At 40.0% G+C, this 16,678-nt stretch carries 16 protein-coding genes; 8 read left to right on the top strand and 8 right to left on the bottom strand.

The genetic code is table 11. The features are described 5' to 3' along the window. Nucleotides 1-90: 90 nt before the first annotated feature. A complete protein-coding gene (locus V7K36_RS00705) occupies nt 91-600 on the bottom strand; it encodes a pentapeptide repeat-containing protein (RefSeq protein WP_335112342.1) in 510 nt (169 codons plus the stop codon). 502 nt (nt 601-1,102) lie between these two features. On the opposite strand from V7K36_RS00705, the gene V7K36_RS00700 reads away from it, so the two are divergent. Next, on the top strand, nt 1,103-1,606 hold the full coding sequence (locus tag V7K36_RS00700) for a YraN family protein (protein WP_335112340.1): 504 nt from the start codon (nt 1,103-1,105) through the stop codon (nt 1,604-1,606). A gap of 70 nt (nt 1,607-1,676) precedes the next feature. Here V7K36_RS00700 and V7K36_RS00695 read toward each other — a convergent pair whose 3' ends face one another. Beyond that, on the bottom strand, nt 1,677-2,066 hold the full coding sequence (locus tag V7K36_RS00695) for a hypothetical protein (protein WP_335112338.1): 390 nt from the start codon (nt 2,064-2,066) through the stop codon (nt 1,677-1,679). A 272-nt stretch (nt 2,067-2,338) separates the two neighbouring features. On the opposite strand from V7K36_RS00695, the gene queA reads away from it, so the two are divergent. The 4 genes from queA to V7K36_RS00675 all read left to right on the top strand — a co-directional run bounded on the left by queA (nt 2,339) and on the right by V7K36_RS00675 (nt 6,899). Next, nucleotides 2,339-3,556, top strand: a complete 1,218-nt coding sequence (queA, locus tag V7K36_RS00690) for a tRNA preQ1(34) S-adenosylmethionine ribosyltransferase-isomerase QueA (RefSeq protein WP_442948419.1) — start codon at nt 2,339-2,341, stop codon at nt 3,554-3,556. Nucleotides 3,557-3,686: 130 nt separating this feature from the next. Next, nucleotides 3,687-4,796 carry a tetratricopeptide repeat protein gene (locus V7K36_RS00685; protein ID WP_335112336.1) on the top strand — a complete coding sequence of 370 codons (1,110 nt, stop codon included), beginning with the start codon at nt 3,687-3,689 and terminating at the stop codon, nt 4,794-4,796. A gap of 749 nt (nt 4,797-5,545) precedes the next feature. Further along, the gene (locus V7K36_RS00680; protein WP_335112335.1) at nt 5,546-6,217 is read left to right on the top strand and encodes a hypothetical protein; all 672 of its coding nucleotides are present in this window, start codon (nt 5,546-5,548) and stop codon (nt 6,215-6,217) included. After that, nucleotides 6,210-6,899 carry an alpha-ketoglutarate-dependent dioxygenase AlkB family protein gene (locus tag V7K36_RS00675; protein WP_335112333.1) on the top strand — a complete coding sequence of 230 codons (690 nt, stop codon included), beginning with the start codon at nt 6,210-6,212 and terminating at the stop codon, nt 6,897-6,899. Before V7K36_RS00680 ends, V7K36_RS00675 begins: the two co-directional genes overlap by 8 nt. An 88-nt stretch (nt 6,900-6,987) precedes the next feature. Here V7K36_RS00675 and V7K36_RS00670 read toward each other — a convergent pair whose 3' ends face one another. Beyond that, nucleotides 6,988-7,170 (bottom strand): hypothetical protein, encoded by a 183-nt coding sequence (locus V7K36_RS00670; protein ID WP_335112331.1) that lies wholly within the window; start codon nt 7,168-7,170, stop codon nt 6,988-6,990. A gap of 124 nt (nt 7,171-7,294) precedes the next feature. On the opposite strand from V7K36_RS00670, the gene V7K36_RS00665 reads away from it, so the two are divergent. Both V7K36_RS00665 and V7K36_RS00660 read left to right on the top strand, forming a co-directional pair. After that, nucleotides 7,295-7,672, top strand: coding sequence for a hypothetical protein (locus V7K36_RS00665; protein WP_300422329.1), 378 nt, complete (start codon nt 7,295-7,297; stop codon nt 7,670-7,672). Nucleotides 7,673-7,825: 153 nt separating this feature from the next. Next, the gene (locus tag V7K36_RS00660; RefSeq protein WP_335112329.1) at nt 7,826-8,668 is read left to right on the top strand and encodes a methyltransferase domain-containing protein; all 843 of its coding nucleotides are present in this window, start codon (nt 7,826-7,828) and stop codon (nt 8,666-8,668) included. A gap of 630 nt (nt 8,669-9,298) precedes the next feature. Here the strand turns inward: V7K36_RS00660 and V7K36_RS00655 are convergent. From V7K36_RS00655 to V7K36_RS00645, 3 genes are read right to left on the bottom strand one after another with little or no spacing between them, the layout of a single operon-like run. Next, complete coding sequence (locus V7K36_RS00655; protein ID WP_335112327.1) at nt 9,299-9,739, bottom strand: DUF7689 domain-containing protein; 441 nt, start codon at nt 9,737-9,739, stop codon at nt 9,299-9,301. Further along, entirely contained in the window at nt 9,723-10,388 is a 666-nt protein-coding gene (locus tag V7K36_RS00650) for a hypothetical protein (RefSeq protein ID WP_335112325.1), read from the bottom strand. The genes V7K36_RS00655 and V7K36_RS00650 overlap by 17 nt, the downstream gene beginning before the upstream one ends. Before the next feature lie 60 nt (nt 10,389-10,448). Beyond that, nucleotides 10,449-11,186 carry a hypothetical protein gene (locus V7K36_RS00645; RefSeq protein ID WP_335112323.1) on the bottom strand — a complete coding sequence of 246 codons (738 nt, stop codon included), beginning with the start codon at nt 11,184-11,186 and terminating at the stop codon, nt 10,449-10,451. A gap of 533 nt (nt 11,187-11,719) precedes the next feature. Here V7K36_RS00645 and V7K36_RS00640 point away from each other — a divergent pair. Further along, entirely contained in the window at nt 11,720-12,496 is a 777-nt protein-coding gene (locus V7K36_RS00640; RefSeq protein WP_335112322.1) for an ABC transporter ATP-binding protein, read from the top strand. Between the two features lie 214 nt (nt 12,497-12,710). Here the strand turns inward: V7K36_RS00640 and V7K36_RS00635 are convergent, their stop codons facing one another. Next, nucleotides 12,711-13,481 carry a hypothetical protein gene (locus V7K36_RS00635; protein ID WP_335112320.1) on the bottom strand — a complete coding sequence of 257 codons (771 nt, stop codon included), beginning with the start codon at nt 13,479-13,481 and terminating at the stop codon, nt 12,711-12,713. Nucleotides 13,482-13,766: 285 nt separating this feature from the next. Beyond that, nucleotides 13,767-16,559 (bottom strand): GAF domain-containing sensor histidine kinase, encoded by a 2,793-nt coding sequence (locus V7K36_RS00630; protein ID WP_335112318.1) that lies wholly within the window; start codon nt 16,557-16,559, stop codon nt 13,767-13,769. Nucleotides 16,560-16,678 lie beyond the last annotated feature (119 nt).

Genomic DNA, 16,678 nt, shown 5'->3' with positions numbered 1-16,678 from the left:
TTTAATAAAACAATGGCTAAACCTTTTAAGTGGACTTACAAGGGTAAAGTCCTGGCTATCTAATAGTCTGTTTATTTCCGCCAAGCTGTACTAGGGACAAAACAGCGTGTCACGCGTATCTCGTCCTGTAATAGGATTAGTCCCTTTGGCAAGTTTGCACAATTTTTTTTGCTCATCGGAACGCAGCAGCGTATCAGTAAAATCTGCCCCGTCAATGATTGCACCATCAAATCTAGCGTTAGCGGCAAAGGCACCCTCTAACAGTGCATTTGTCAAATTTGCTCTCACTAAACGAGCCGAGTCTAAAGTGGCATTTCTTAAATCAGAACCCTCCAAATTCGCAGACTCCAAATTTGCTGCAAAAAAACTGACACCGTTCAAATTAGCATGACTGAAGTTACTCTGGCGAAGATTAGCTTTGGTAAAGCTGGAGTCTGTTAAATCACGTCCTGAGAAATCAGCCTCGACCAAAATTTCCTTATTATATTCGAGTGCTAAAGCTGTGGGAGCAAAACCGATCGTTGCCGTGATGCCAACTATTCCCCACAGGAATAAGCTGAGTATGCTTGTCCAAATCCGGGCGCTTAACTTAGAATTCATGCTATTTTTAGCCAATGGTGAACCCTCCTCCATCTCATTATCCCGATAGTTGTCTAACGAGGCGTTGACTTATTAGCTTGCCGTTTGCGTGTAGATTATCACAAATAGGGTAAAGATCCCCTTTTTACAGCAGAACTCAAGTATTTGAACCACATCTGTCGTAAGGGCACAGCATTGCTGTCCCCCTACCGCGTCGTCTATTTACCTGAAAATAGCTGTAAGTGGGATTTAGGAGGATCTACAGTTTTTAATACATTACAAACAACTTTTCAAACATCCTCTAATCTCGACTTTATCCATTTTTGCGCTTAGGCGAACACATAAGCTGAAACCTTTGTACGATGGCAGTTTTACTTTTTGATCTTCATCGATAATTTATGACGTGGAAAAAGTATTTGCCAAAAAGCTAGGGTTTTTGCCGGATAAAGAAAACCGAGTTCTTAATTTTGGATAAAGTCGAGCTAATTGAGTCAGGTAAATAACCCAGAATACTAAAGTTTATATGCCTTATCCAGATATTGGTCAATTAGGAGAAGACCTAGTTGCCCAATGGTTGCAATCTACAGGTTGGGTAATTCTCCATCGTCGCTTTTCTAGCCGTTGGGGAGAAATTGATATTATTGCCCAATATGATGAAAAATCTGGGGAAGCAAAGCAGCAGAGTCAACACTCAGCACTCAATACTCAGCACTCAGTACTGGCATTTGTTGAAGTCAAAACCCGTAGTTTAGGGAGTTGGGATGCAGGAGGAAGAAGCGCAATCACCCCACAAAAGCAAGCAAAAATCTGGCGGACAGCTGGAATGTTTTTAGCCCAGTACCCTGAGAAGGCAGATTATTCTTGTAGATTTGATGTTGCTATTGTCTACTGTCAAAGGATATCAAAAACTCTGACTGGGGTTACACCAACCGAGGAAGCTGTAGCGACTTCATCAGCAGCCGGATATAAGTTTAAGCTGCAAGAATACATTCTTGCAGCTTTCGACTCTTCAATTGATAATGGTTAATTGGTAATGGATAAAATATCTTGATTACCAATGACCAATAATTTTGTAGTGGCGTTACAACCAAATAGTGTCACGCCAAAGTTTCTGGACAGTAGCCTAAGCCCCGGACAAACTGTTGCCGGAAGGCTTCGATTTCGTCTCTCTCTGGGCTACCATGAGAGACGATCGCTACTTGATAACGACGCATCACATCTACAGGGCACTGTCCTGCTTCCAAACTCCAAAGTGCCATTTGCACCCTCATTGGCGGTTCGTAGCTAATTCCTAATTCATTTAGAAAAGCCCGAAAGTCGCCATCTTCTTGGGGCGAGACTTGACCTTTGAGTTTGATCCTAACCACCCAGCCATCAATTTGATGAATTACGGTGACGAAAAAAACTGGTGTCTGGGGTCTAGCGTGGAGATGTTGAACGACCCTCAGGGTTAGACTGGCATTTGCCAGATAGTACAAGTATTCCATGTTTGTTGGTGCTTGGGATCAAAGCCAATCCTACATATCTATCTTCGTCAATCAATGCCTGTTCGCGGTAGGGTAAAATCCCCCGTTTTTAGATGGGGAGGTTTACCCAATTTTTATGTTAATTTTTCCGTGTTACTCAATAGTATCAATCTTATAGCCTAGTGACAAAACTGAGCAAAGATGCATTAAAGTTCCTTTATAAGGGAAAGCTCAAACCAGCTTTTTTAATAGAGTATAAATACTAAATAAAACAGAAACTAGTAGAAGCCAATTTGAAAGACACCTCTAGCCCACAAGAAAAAGATTTTGAATTAGATTGTTCGGTAGCTGGCTATGACTACAAACTATCTCCAGAACTGATTGCCCAAAACCCAGCAGTTCCTAGAGATAGCTCACGGTTACTCGTGGTTAATTCTCCCACCACAGGCATCGAAACAGTACCCCTACACCACATTTTCCATGATTTGCCTGCACTGCTGCGCTCTGGTGATTTGTTGGTGATGAACAATACAAAAGTCATTCCAGCGCGGCTTTATGGTCATAAATCTACTGGTGCTAAAATCCAGGTGTTGCTGTTAGAAGAACGGCAGCATAACTGTTGGTTAGCTTTAGTTAAGCCAGGAAAAAGCTTCAAACAGGGAGCGAAGATTATTTTTGAAGCAAGGCAATTAGGCATTAGGAATCAGGGATTAAGCTTGCGCCGTGAGCGTCAGCCGAAGGGGATTGGGGATTGGGAAGATTCCTACCCAGTCAAGAGTCCCCAACTCACAGCTACGGTTCTAGAAACAGACACAGCCACCGGGGGGCGTTTGTTGCAATTTGATCTGCCAGAGGGAAAGTCTTTGGTGCAACTGTTAGAGGTATTTGGTGAAATACCGCTACCTCCGTACATCACTACCTCAGAAGCTGATGATGATCAGTATCAGACAGTTTATGCCAAACAGCCAGGAGCGATCGCAGCTCCGACAGCAGGATTGCATTTTACCCCAGAATTATTACAAAAGTTGCGCGATCGCCAAATAAATCAAGCTTTTGTGACGCTACACGTTGGTGTAGGCACATTTCGCCCTGTGGAAGTCGAAGACGTAACTACCCATCAGATGCATGAAGAATGGATTGAAGTTCCCGCCACCACAGTAGAGCAAATCCGCGCTACTAAAGCAGCTGGTGGTCGAATTATTGCTGTGGGAACAACGGCAGTACGGGCATTAGAAGGGGCGGCTGAATCTGGAAATTTACAACCATTTTGCGGTAAAACAGACTTGTTTATTTATCCCGGCTACCAATGGCGGGTGGTGGATGGTTTAATTACCAATTTTCACCTACCGCGTTCCAGTTTGCTGATGTTGGTAAGTGCGCTCATTGGCAGACAACGGTTATTGAATATATACAACGAAGCGATCACTTTTGGCTATCGCTTTTATTCATTCGGTGATGCCATGCTAATTTTGCCGGAAGTCGGGAAGTGGGGAGTCGGGAGAGGCGATTAATCGCGTCTGTACAGGAGTTTGGAGAGGCGATTAATCGCGTCTGTTGGAATTTTGAAAATTTGGAATTTTTTCTTTCCTGGTGGGTACTCTGACTTATGAGGAGTTAAAAATAAGTAAAGGTTTGCCATTCATGTCTGAAAAATCTCTATTTTCTCAGTGGTTACATTTATTTTTCCAAGTGACACTCTGTGGCTGTTCTACGTATTTGGTCTTAGTTGCACCGACAATTACTAATTTCCCAGTCAGCAAGCTGCTGGCAGAAACCGCAATTTCTCAGAATCTCGAAGCAGCTAGTTTTTTCCAGCAGGGAGTCATGCGCTATAACCGCAAAGACTTACAGGGTGCGGAATCTGCCTTCCGCCAAGCATTGCAGTATGACCCTAACCTTGGGGCAGCACGGAATTATCTAGGTAATATATTCATCGGGCAAAATCGCCTGGATTTAGCTTTACAAGAATATGCAGAGGCGGTTAAAGTTAATCCCAATTTTAGTGAAGGTTATTACAACTTAGGGTCAGTGTTGCAGCGACAAGGAGAAAAAGATGCAGCGATTACTGCTTATCGCCAGAGTCTTGCGATCAATCCGACAAGGGTAGCAGCGCTGTATAATTTAGGTTTAGTGCTGTATGAACAAGGACAGCTAGAGGAAGCGATCGCTGCATACCAAAAAGCAGTTAGTTTAGATAACAGCAATGCCAATGCTTATTTTAACTTAGCGATCGCCTTACAACAACAAGGTCAAATACAGCCGGCGATCGCCACTTATCGCCAAGCCTTGCACCTAGATCCTAAAAACGCCACAGCCTACAACAACATGGGAAATTTGCTGGCAATTCAAGGTCAAGCTGCTGAGGCTATTTCTGTTTATCGGCAAGCTATTCGCCTAAATCCTAAAAATGCCTCAGCTTACTATAACTTGGGAGTAACTTTATATAATCAGGGCGAGATCAAAAAAGCCAGTGGAGTCTTGAAACGTGCTCATAAGGAGTATCGTCAGCAAGGGAACATTGAGCAAGCTGAGAAAATTCAACAGTTAATGCAGCAAATTGCCCAGAAAAGTGAGCAACAGCAACCTCAAGCCAGTCAAACAGTTACTCCTTCCCAGACTCCACAACCTACAAGTAATTTAGTAGAAAAACTTAAGCGACAAACACCAAATCAACCAGAAACTTCAGCCGATCCTGGCAATGTGCCTGTCTCAGTTGAATTCCAGCCTGCTTCAACAAGTCCCAGACAATAAAAAACTCAGAGTTAGAAATAAAAGAAGAAGTCATCTGCCAGTCGTCAAAATTCAGCATCAATTCTGGCGACTGGTGCTTTGATTTGCTTTGATAGTTAATAATTTCTAACTTTGCCAATTTTGAATTTTGAATTTTGAATTTTGGATTGAAGGAAAAATCTAAAATCTAAAATTGAATTGACTGGGTAACTATTGTTCCTTGAGCGAATAGTTTATCAGCAGCCGCCCAAACTTTTTCTTTTGTGGCTATTCATTGACTTGACATTTTTCTAGTTTTTCAAGTGTATTGTATGGTACTACATACAGTTAATACAGATTGATTGACTGTATCGTAGTGTAATACACACAATGTAGTACGCTTATACTAAAAAACTTCTGAAGCCTGTTAAGTGGTGAAATATAAATTAAGTGGTGAAATATAAACTAAGTAAAAATATGTATAATCTAACCTTAAGTACGGAGTAAGCTGTTTTTTTTATTTATCCTGGAGAGATACATGGAAAGTTTCACCAATAATACCTAATAATACCTTCAGAGCCAATACATAGAGAAATCAGTATAATAAATATTAAGTATTTAGTGAGGATCTGGGTAACTTAAGAGAGTAGTCAAACCCACTCTTAAGGCTTCTCATGCTCGTTAACAGTCCACAGAAAATACAAACACGGTTTTTTGATGATATTTACAAACCCACAATAGAAAAACTTCCAACTCCTTTACCCAACATAGATCATGGGAAGAAAGTACTCATGGAAGAAGTAGAATGTGATACATACATCGCTCTCTACGGCGGACACCATTTTCATAAACTCTATGCAGCGTTTCCTTTAACCAACTTTGAATACATAGAAGGTAAAAACATAGAAATTATCGATTGGGGATGTGGTCAAGCGCTTGCGACTTGCATTTTACTTGAGTATTTTATTGAAAAATGTATTACTCCTAAAATAGAATCAATCACACTCATAGAGCCATCTTCAATTGCACTTTGGCGTGGTTACGGTTTTGTTCGCCAAATGTTGCAGACCAGTTTTCCTAATAATTTTATAAATAGGACAGTCAATAAGTATATAGATGACTTAAATTATAATGATTTTAATACAAATAATGACAATATTAAAATTCATCTTTTTTCAAACATAATCGATGTAGAGAAATTCGACTTAGATAAGTTATACAGATTAATCAACAATTCTTTTAAAGGCATTAATCGTATTATTTGTACAAGCCCTTCTCGTAATAATTATAATTACAGAATAGATAAATTCCATAATTTATTTTGTAACAATCACAGGATTCAATATTCATTTTATACAAATGAATCCCTTTCTAAAGATGTTTTTTATTTTAAAACTGGAAGATTTGAAACCATAATAATCAAAAGATACGAAAGACAGTTTACAGCCATACTTTATGAGTAGTTTAATGAAAAATAAATCAACTGGAAATGCGATTCAAGGTAGCTTATTCTCCGGGTTTGATTCGATTATGGATGAGCCATTAAAGAGTGCAGAAAAAGAAGTCCTATCTATGGTAGATGCAGATGTAATTTTTTATTATAATTTTTTTAATCAGCAAGAAAGCGACGAACTTTTTCAAACCTTGTTTAACGAAATAAAATGGCGACAAGACAAGATGAAAATTTACGGTAAGGAAGTAAACTTGCCAAGAAAAACTGCTTGGTATGGAGATAGAAACAAGTCATATAAATTCTCAGGGATTTATCTTGACCCGGAACCTTGGACGCCTACGTTGCTACAAGTAAGAGAGAAAGCTGAGGAGATTGCAAAAGTTAGCTTTAACAGTGTTTTGCTCAATCTTTACAGAGACGGAAATGATGGAATTTCCTGGCACACTGATGCTGAACCCGAACTAGGTAACAATCCTGTAATTGGTTCTGTTAGTTTTGGTGGAGCAAGAAGGTTTATGTTTAGGCATAAGCACGATAAGGATTTGAAAGCCGAAATTGAGTTAACACATGGCAGCCTCGTTGTTATGGCGGGATCAACGCAGCATTTTTGGCAGCATCAGATCCCAAAAACATCGAAGAAGGTTCAACCAAGAATTAATCTAACTTTCAGAGTAATTGGTCATTCCTGTTGATGGTATTTGGAAACAATTATTTGCAATATACAGCCTCTCTACTGTGTAAGAGAGGCTTTTTATATTCAATAAGTTACTGAACAATTAACTACACGCCGTCATCTAGCGCCTTCTGAATAGCTTGACGACAAAACTCAGGCGGATCATCCTTAGCTTTAACTGCTTCTTTCATTAACTCTGACACTCTAAAACTGAGGTTAGCCGTTAACGGTTCCTGGCCTTTTCGTTGACCTGGTTCTAAATTTTCAGGAGTTCCCTTCGGGTTAGGCATTTATGTAGAAAGGTAAATATAGCTTGAATCGATTGCGCGCAAGCAAATAGAGTATTTAATCGGTAGTGAAATCAGTCAGCAAAACGGTTCACTACCGATACCACTTTTGAGAAATGGTAACTCTATGTTTACACGTTCGGAACTCGAAATAAAGACCATCAAAGAACTGCGTGACCTATGCTTACGCTACGGCATCAAACCAACTGGCAATAAAGGGTACAAGACTTCATGGATTACATCGTTGATGGTATTCCCTCGTATGGCGTTATCCCAGTTTGAAGCAGGGAAGGGATTAAAACCTCCTACCTTTGCTTTTATGCAAGCACTGAGTAACGCTATAGATGAGATGAATGCACCTACTGATGAGCAAGCAGCGCTTATCAAAATCACGATGGAAGGGAGAATCATGAATTACCCGGATAGGTACACTCAAGAGAAGCTACTAGCCTTGCACAAGGCGAAAATCTATCTTGAGATGGCTATTGGGTTGCTGAGTCAATAAAATTCATTAATTTTTTCAGCTAACTCCCTTCATTCTAGAGGGGAGTTTTTTTATACTTCTATTTTGATACTTTAGAAAGAAAAATTAATATCAATCTCTAAATAGAGAGATATCTTCTAAACTTTTTCAAGTAAGACTTCAAGAACTTAGAACATGAGCGCAACACTTTACCAGCAAATTCAGCAATTTTACGATGCTTCCTCTGGTCTGTGGGAACAGATTTGGGGTGAACACATGCACCACGGCTACTATGGCGCGGATGGTACCCAGAAAAAAGACCGCCGTCAGGCTCAAATTGATTTAATTGAAGAACTGCTTAATTGGGCAGGGGTACAAGCAGCAGAAAATATCCTAGATGTGGGTTGTGGGATTGGTGGCAGTTCTTTATACCTCGCACAAAAGTTTAATGCTCAAGCTACAGGGATTACATTGAGTCCTGTGCAAGCTGCCAGAGCAACGGAACGCGCCCTGGAGTCTAATTTGAGCCTGCGAACAAAGTTCCAGGTAGCCAATGCTCAAGCAATGCCTTTTGCTGATAATTCTTTTGACTTGGTTTGGTCGCTGGAAAGCGGTGAACACATGCCAGATAAAAAGAAGTTTCTCCAGGAGTGCTACCGAGTATTGAAGCCTGGTGGGAAGTTAATTATGGTGACATGGTGTCATCGACCAACTGATGAGTCCCCATTAACGGCGGATGAACAAAAGCAATTGGAGGATATTTATCGGGTGTATTGTTTGCCTTATGTGATTTCTTTGCCAGAGTATGAAGCGATCGCCCAGCAACTACCATTACATAATATCTGCACTGCTGATTGGTCTACCGCCGTCGCCCCCTTTTGGAATATGGTGATTGATTCGGCATTCACTCCCCAAGCGTTTTGGGGCTTACTAAATGCTGGTTGGACTACCATCCAAGGGGCATTATCACTGGGATTAATGCGTCGCGGTTATCAGCGCGGGTTAATTCGGTTTGGCTTGTTGTGCGGCAATAAGTAGGGGAATTAGTAAGCAGCTGCTGCCCCTACTACCTTAAAGCCTATGCCACACGTCACACCAGTGAAGGGGTGTCTCCTGATAAAGTTGCCCGATGGATTGGTGACAGAGTGGAGACCGTTCTAAAGTATTACTGTCATCCACAGGTTGTAGAGGCAGATTGTCCAGACTTCTGATCTGCTACTCAAATGCTACTCAAAAGCGAAGCACTCAGTCTTCAAACGCTTGAATACAAGACAATATGTAATGTTTGATTTATTCCCATTAAGTAAACAGAGAACGCCTACATATCAAGGGTTTTTTGTTTTTGGGTTAGCTGGCTACTCAAATGCAGTATTTTAAATCTGATTTTGAGCAATCGCAATGTGCGATCGCGCTACTTATTTGCTACTCATTTTTGGCGATCGCACTTTATAACAATTAGATGTCTACTGCCAAGTCGAACGGCTACCAAATTCCCGATTAGGGCGAGAACAGCTAGCTACCCGCTGATATTTTCCCACCGCACATTATCTTTAACTATTGACAACAAAACTTTATGCAGTAAACATTTTACTTTGTAGATATATCAATGAAGATAATCGTGTCAAATCACTAAGGGAAAGTCTTAAACAAAATAGTCTTATCAAAATCCTATAAAGCACGTTTCATAAACTGTTCCACATTTCCGTACAGTTCACCAACTAATCCGTCGAGTTCGTGCTTTATATCTTCATAGCTTCTAAGTTTGCTACTCCACATACCATCATCTAGCTGTTTAGCTACGTGCTGTGGCTTTCCGTCTTCTTTTACATATATAGCAATCTTTTCAAATCTAGCTTCAATTTCCGCATTAGTGCATATCTCGTAACCGCAAATTTGGAATGCAATAGTAAATGCTTGTAGTGTTTCCTCTCTAGGGGCACCCTCAGGCCAGTAATAATCCTCTCCGGGAGCAGGAGACCACCAATGGTCATCTTCATTGTTAATTGCCCAAGCAAAGCAATTGTATTCACGTGTGTATTTACTTGTGATTTCGTATATAGTCTTGGCTAGGTTAGGCCAATCGGCTTCAAGTTCAGCATTTATATCCATGCTGTCTACCCCAATCCAACCAAGCCTCTGCCATTTTTTTGAGCCTCCCTCTATCTTCTGGCTTAATGGGATTAGCTCCAGTGATAGATTTTAATGCCCAAAACCAGTGTTCCGGCTCTCTGCTCAGTTCTTCAAGAATTAAAGGCACTGCATCTCTCCCCATGCCTATTATTTGTTGATATGCAGTGTGTAAAATGATATCACTCATTAATGACATATGCTTGGTTTCGCTACGCCATTGATTAGCAAGCTTAATGAAAGTGTCTTTTAGTTCTGCTTGCCTTAATAGATAACTTGACAGACGGTTTGTTATTTGCTTCGCTTTCGGATGGTTACTTTTTTGCAGTAAGGATCGTTCAGAAAAAACATACAACAGATTTTCTTTTCTACAACGAGAAACCACCTGCTTCCAGTTTTTAGGTCTCAATAATGATGCTTTGCTTGTTTGAATTTTAGTTCGATTACCCAAATAAATATCGCAGTTATTATCTTTGAGTAAATTGAAATTCTTGTAATTTTCTTGAATTGATATAGGAGAGACACTAAGGTAGCGAGATTTAATAGAATGTGAATATTTGTTTGCTTGTTGATTCTTTTCTTTTGGAATCCAAGGGTTTGTTTTATCTTTCGTTTTTTCTAATATCAACATATTTCTACCCTAGATTGTTATTTAGTAATTTTTGATGTTTATATTCTTAAATAAACCTTGTTATTCATCTTTATTTTGTGGATTTTCTAATCCTTCAATTTTTCGTACAGGATTGATACACTCTATTTCTGCTTTTTGTAAAACAGATCCCAAGACATCTCTATTGTTTATTGCAATAACTATTTGATCATGCAAATTATCTAAATCATCTGAGTCAAGAGCTACATAAAATTCTTTAATTCCCTCTGCATCTCTATACTGAATTCTAAGTGTATGAATTAATATAGCAGCTTCTACTTTTCTCTCAGTTTCTGAGTCAAATACAGTCCTTATGTCAGTAACAATCCTTGAGTCTGAAAATATTCGCTCATGTTCAATCAGTAAATTAGAAGCTTTATCCGAAATATCTAAGGAGAAAGCAATACTTTCTAAAGCTTTTAGTAGGCTGGATAACCTCTTGCTAAAACGTTCTATTTGCTCTATTTCAACTACAAATTCATCGTCTTCTTCTATATACTTACTGATTAAAACCACAATCTCCTCATTAGACAAGTTTTCTTCTTTGTATAATTGCCTTAAAGATACTAGAGTCTCAGCAATATTTACAGCAGTACGCCTATCAATTTTTTGTGTTTGAACTATTCTTTCAGAAATATTATATACAACATTTTCGACGGTCGGAGGAAAATCGCGTAAAGCTGATATAATTACATCAATGGCATCATCATCAGTGTTTAAAATAAATTCAATTCCAGTCTTATACTGCTCAGGAATGTTCAAATACATAAATTCTTCCACTCTTACCAAAAATCCTTGGAACACAAATACTATGCAGCAAGAGTAGTGTACTTTGCTGCACTGAAATGTATACGTATTACATTTTTACCATAAAGAATAAACTTTTATTTAAAAAAGCTTACTATTGTACTCTATATAGTATATTATAGTCAATATAAATATTGATTGGTTTTTCTTATATATTCAAATATTAATAATATTTTTTTAATAAAACTTTATTGATTTTTAGTTTTGAGAGCGTCAAGAATAGTAGACAAAATTTATACTTAAATGACACCACTCATATGCAAGGTAATTACGAATCTCTCTCACCCTATAAGCAAACATTTTACTTGATTGAGACACCTATAAAGATGCAAGTGATAAATTGCTACTATTAAATTAACATTTAAGTATATTTTACTAATTGTTATAACTAATGTGTGGAAGAGGGTGAGCGATCGCAGTTTGAGTAAATGGATAAAGTCGAGCTAAATAATCCACTCAAATACTGTAAGATTAAGTTTCTCCTTTTTGATTTTTGAATTTTTGAAATGCCACTCGAACTGCAAAACCTCACAGGCGGTTACACCTCAGTAGCAATTATTCAAGACATTAACCTCACTCTGCAAACAGGAGAATGGTTGAGTTTAGTTGGTGCTAATGGTTCAGGTAAATCTACTTTACTCAAATTGCTGAGTCGTATTCTCTCCCCACAGCAAGGAACAGTGCTACTTGATGGCAAAGCAATTCACTCTCAACCCCCAAATCTAGTTGCACAGAAACTAGCATTATTACCGCAACAACAAACGGTTCCCCTTGGGTTAACAGTGCGACAATTAGTAAGTTTAGGACGCACGCCACATCAACCTTGGTGGCAATGGGAATTAAACGCCGAAGATTGGATGAAAGTGGAAGCTGCAATTAAAAAGACGCAACTAGAAAAATTGAGCTATCGCTTAGTCGAACAACTCTCAGGCGGTGAAAGACAACGGGCTTTTTTAGCTTTAGCACTAGCGCAAGAACCAAAAGTTTTACTATTAGATGAACCGACAACTTTTTTAGATATCAACTATCAATTGCAACTATTAGAACTGCTTAAAGAACTGAATCAGCAGCAGGAATTAACTATTGTCACAGTTTTACACGAACTGAATTTAGCAGCCCGGTATAGCTCCCGCATTGCATTATTAAAACAGGGTCGCATTTGGGAAGTTGGAACACCTGAACAAGTTCTGACACCAAATGCGATCGCTCAAGTCTTCGGCGTAGAATCAGTGATTATTCTCACACCTGTGGGATTACAAGTTTGTGCTATTTCTGCGGTTTAATCTGTTTTGATAATTTTGAGATGCTCATTAGTTTTTAAGTAAGTGGGTCAAATTAAAATATAAAACCTCACCCTGCCTCCGGCTTCCCTCTCCTTAGTAAGGAGAGGGATTGAGGGTGAGGTTTGATCTTATATTTAATTACGCCTACCTACTTATTCAGAAACAAGGTATGTTTCCCCTGCTCATCTTTGCCACTCCCCATCATCTATGTTGCTCAAAAAAACAACTTGAATCGTGCTAGCTGGTTTTCAATGGTTCCTGTGAGGATTTTATTCAATTCTGTAGTGTCTTGAAATTGCAAAATTTGCTGTGTGGGTAAGTCGAAGGGAAATTGCCCTTCAAAGTCTGGGCGTTGCATTTGCGCTAATAGAATCTGTTCAGACCGCTTACTTTGGATGGCATAGCCAATCTCAATACAGACATTCGGACTGGAAATTAGTTGAGGGGTTTCTTTACCATTAATACTAGCAATGGGTGTGGTGTCAGCTATAAATAACAAACTCTTACGGATTTTTCGCATGATCGTGCGGTTAATTCGGATAGTAGCACCACTGGGACGAGAGGATTCTACTAATGTTAGGGGAAGGCGCGATCGCAAGTTTAAACTGTCCAAACTTTTTCGCAGTTCTTCTCTAAGAACATTCGTCGCTGCGGCATACTCAGTTTGAGAGGATAAAAAAATCGTTGGTTCTAACTGAGCCAATAGCGCCTGCTTCGTAAAATAAATTTCATGACTAATTAAGTCAATATTAGCGACGCAATAGCCACCACTACCTTCAATATAAAATTCAATATTTTCTCCTTCCAGATAGCGTCCAAACCAAGTTGATTCCTTAACTTCGTCACTTTCTTCTAAAAAGTCTGCTCGCAATGCTGATTTCAGGAGGCTTTTTTTGCTTAAGCGAATGTCTGGCGGACGTTTTTCCAGTTCTGGAATCGGCTCGTAATCCTGAAGATACCACGCTCTGAGCGCAATAATTGACATAAGGCGCTATTTAAACTATTTATCATTATTTAGCTTCGTATAATCTTACACCCAGAGGAGTCCCTATTTCCGACTTTTCTTTAAACATAAATGCGATTGGTATGGTCGCCAATTCGTCAAGATTGACCGATGGTTTGCAAGTTCTAAGTACAGCTTTTCCGAAATGTGTAGCTTTTTTAAACGCAGAGGGGCGCTGAGTTTTGCCAATTTTAATTCGCTATGAACTTATGAAATTCTGTACTAAGCCTTGTGGGCATCAGTGTCTTTAGACCTGAGACGAGTCAACTAGTTAACTATTTTAGCTAGAGGTTTGATGGGAATCTCAATCCAGAACTCTGTACCTTTGCCAGGTTCGGAAATGCACTCCATTATTCCACCATGTTTTTCGACAATAATCTGATAGCTAATTGACAGTCCCAATCCTGTACCCTTGCCCACAGGTTTGGTAGTATAAAACGGGTCAAAAATTCGCTTTTTCACCTCTTCAGTTATTCCAGACCCATTATCCTTAATCTGAATCAACAGACGAGATTTATCTAGTGAGAGTTTAGTGGAAATGTGGATAGTGGGCACTTCTACTGAGCGTTCCCGAAGTATTAGGCATCGGTTATACTGATTGTCCCTTTTGTCTCCTGTTCTCATTTCCTCATTGCCCATTCCCCATTCCCCATTCCCCATTCCCAAGGCATCTATAGCATTGCTGAGAATATTCATGAATACCTGATTCATTTGGCCGGCATAGCATTCCACCAGTGGGATGTTGCCATAGTCTTTGATTACCTCAATGCGGGGAAATTCAGCATTTCCTTTCAGCCGATGTTCCAAAATTAATAAGGTGCTGTCAATGCCTTCATGCAGATCAACGCGCTTGTTTTCAGCCTCATCCAAGCGAGAAAAATTGCGTAATGACAGTACTATTGAGCGGATGCGATCGGTTCCTACTTGCATTGAGGTGATGATTTTCGGGAAGTCTTCTAGTAAAAAGTCAAAGTCCATTGCTTTGATCGCGGTGCTAATTTCACTATGGGGATGGGCATAGTGTAGCTGGTAGAGACGTAAAATTTCTAGCAGCTGTTCGGTGTAGTCACTGGCGTGGCACAGGTTCCCGTAGATAAAGTTAACGGGGTTGTTGATTTCGTGGGCGACACCCGCCACCAACTGTCCTAAGCCGGACATTTTTTCGATCTGAATCAATTTTGTCTGTGTTTCTTTGAGTTCATATAGGGAATGCTCTAATTGGGCAGCTTGATTTCTGGATTCAGTTTCGGCATTACAGGTTTGTTCGTAAAGTTGTGCTTGTTGAATGGCGATCGCAGCCTGATCTGCTAACTGTTGCAATAAATCAATTTCTGTATCCTGCCAATTTCTGGGAGCGTTGCACTCATGGGCAATTAGTAAGCCCCATAGTTCCATACCGATATTAATCGGAACTATTAAGTTGGCTTGCACTTGCAGACTCTGCAAAAACTCTCGATAACAATCACTTAAAGCAGCCGTTGAAACGTTGTTAATTGCCTTTATCCTGCCCTGACAGTATAGACGGGTATACTCATCAGGAAAGCATTCCGGCGGTGCATTCAATCCCAAAGCTGACTGCCAATTGCCATTAATCTCTTCCACAATCACTGATTTAGTCTTCATTTGGAAAATCAGCACTCGGTCTGAATTTAGCAGGGGACGGACTTCCTGGACGATGGATTGCAGAGTTGTCTGCAAGTCTAATGTGCGGCGAATATGCTCTGTGACTTGCTTGAGGACTTTGGCAAGCAGTAATGATTTTTCGAGTTCAGCAGTTTTATCTTGCACCTTCAATTCTAGGTTTACATTGAGCATCTGTACATTTTTATACATTTGGTGCTGCTCAATTGCCATTGAGAAATGCTCGGATAAGGCTTGCGCTAATAAGATTTCTTCCGGTTTCCACTCAGATGATTGCCCCTTTTTTTGCTCTCGCCAAAGCTCAAAGGAAAGCTGGGGTAACACTTGTCGCCGATTTTCTTCACATCGTCCCGCCCACAAGACTTCTGTTTCAAATTCAGACCGAAAAATGCTTAATACACCAATAAATTTTTCGCGGTAATGTAGCGGAATCACCATAAGTCCGCGAATTTTAGTAGAACGGAATCCTAAAGCCAAAACTCGCAAACGTGGTTCTTTGTAGAGGTCATCGCTTGCCCAAACATTACCTGGTTTACACTCAGCCATCCAGTCTTGCCATACGAGATGCTGTTCGATAATACTGTTATCTAACTGATAGGGGAGTTTCGGCTGGTCGCCCCAGGTGTATAGTTCACTATTCTGTTCAATGTAAAGCCTGCCACCTATTCCACCAAAGGCAGTAATAACTTGTTTTAGCGCTCTCTGCAATTGGATTGTCGGCAGTTTATGTAATAGTGTGGTAACTCGGTTAATAGTCGCTTCTCGCTCTTGCTTGGCGTGGGCTTGAGTGAGGAGATTACTTTGAGCGATCGCGATCCCTACTTCGTCAGTAACTTCCTGCAATATTTTTAGTTCCCGCTTCAAAATCTCTCGCGGTTCACTGTGGTGAGCTACCAACAATCCCCACAATTTCGGCTTTGCCGATTGTTCTTGGAGGTCGGAATGTAAAATTGGCATTACCAACGAAGACTGCACGCCCATTGCCTTTAGGTATTGAATATGGCACGAGTCTACCTGCCGATAGTAGATATTACTTTCTAGATGTTTGCCAGATTCTATTGACTTTACAGGCGATAGCCCGATCTTCCCGTTTGGCACATCCACAATCGAACGTTGCCCTACTAACACGAACATCTGTCTGGCGGCTTCTGGAATATCATCAACTGGGAAGTTTAACCCCAATAAGGATGGCAGACGTTGCTCATGAATAGATTCAGCAACGACTTCACCACTACCACTAGCATTAAAGCGATACACTTTCACCCGATCTACATCCAAAAATAAACGCACTTGGCTAACGGTAGTCGTTAATATCTCTTGGAGGTCGAGCGATCGCCTGATCTGTTTGATCATCCGGTGCAGTAGACTTTTTTGGACTAAGCTTTGCTCCAACTCGTTTGGTTTCTTCGTAAATGTCATTGTTTATATACAGTATGACTGAAGTATAATTTTTTTATAATTGTCCTGATAAGAACTTTCAACTTACAATGCTTGTCTAAAGTTGAGAAAATATTAATCCGAGACACCTATTAATTTTA

It is taken from the genome of Nostoc sp. (assembly GCF_036919555.1).
Taxonomy (GTDB): domain Bacteria; phylum Cyanobacteriota; class Cyanobacteriia; order Cyanobacteriales; family Nostocaceae; genus Nostoc.
This window is presented reverse-complemented; position numbering and strand designations above follow the sequence as displayed.

Coding starts and splice junctions, on each gene's coding strand:
- V7K36_RS00675 (WP_335112333.1), top strand. CDS start 6,210: ATGAGTAGTTTAATGAAAAATAAATCAACTGGAAATGCGATTCAAGGT.
- V7K36_RS00635 (WP_335112320.1), bottom strand. CDS start 13,481: ATGTCAATTATTGCGCTCAGAGCGTGGTATCTTCAGGATTACGAGCCG.
- V7K36_RS00640 (WP_335112322.1), top strand. CDS start 11,720: ATGCCACTCGAACTGCAAAACCTCACAGGCGGTTACACCTCAGTAGCA.
- V7K36_RS00670 (WP_335112331.1), bottom strand. CDS start 7,170: ATGCCTAACCCGAAGGGAACTCCTGAAAATTTAGAACCAGGTCAACGA.
- V7K36_RS00685 (WP_335112336.1), top strand. CDS start 3,687: ATGTCTGAAAAATCTCTATTTTCTCAGTGGTTACATTTATTTTTCCAA.
- V7K36_RS00695 (WP_335112338.1), bottom strand. CDS start 2,066: ATGGAATACTTGTACTATCTGGCAAATGCCAGTCTAACCCTGAGGGTC.
- V7K36_RS00660 (WP_335112329.1), top strand. CDS start 7,826: ATGAGCGCAACACTTTACCAGCAAATTCAGCAATTTTACGATGCTTCC.
- V7K36_RS00700 (WP_335112340.1), top strand. CDS start 1,103: ATGCCTTATCCAGATATTGGTCAATTAGGAGAAGACCTAGTTGCCCAA.
- V7K36_RS00665 (WP_300422329.1), top strand. CDS start 7,295: ATGTTTACACGTTCGGAACTCGAAATAAAGACCATCAAAGAACTGCGT.
- V7K36_RS00680 (WP_335112335.1), top strand. CDS start 5,546: ATGGAAGAAGTAGAATGTGATACATACATCGCTCTCTACGGCGGACAC.
- V7K36_RS00655 (WP_335112327.1), bottom strand. CDS start 9,739: ATGGATATAAATGCTGAACTTGAAGCCGATTGGCCTAACCTAGCCAAG.
- V7K36_RS00650 (WP_335112325.1), bottom strand. CDS start 10,388: ATGTTGATATTAGAAAAAACGAAAGATAAAACAAACCCTTGGATTCCA.
- V7K36_RS00705 (WP_335112342.1), bottom strand. CDS start 600: ATGAATTCTAAGTTAAGCGCCCGGATTTGGACAAGCATACTCAGCTTA.
- V7K36_RS00630 (WP_335112318.1), bottom strand. CDS start 16,559: ATGACATTTACGAAGAAACCAAACGAGTTGGAGCAAAGCTTAGTCCAA.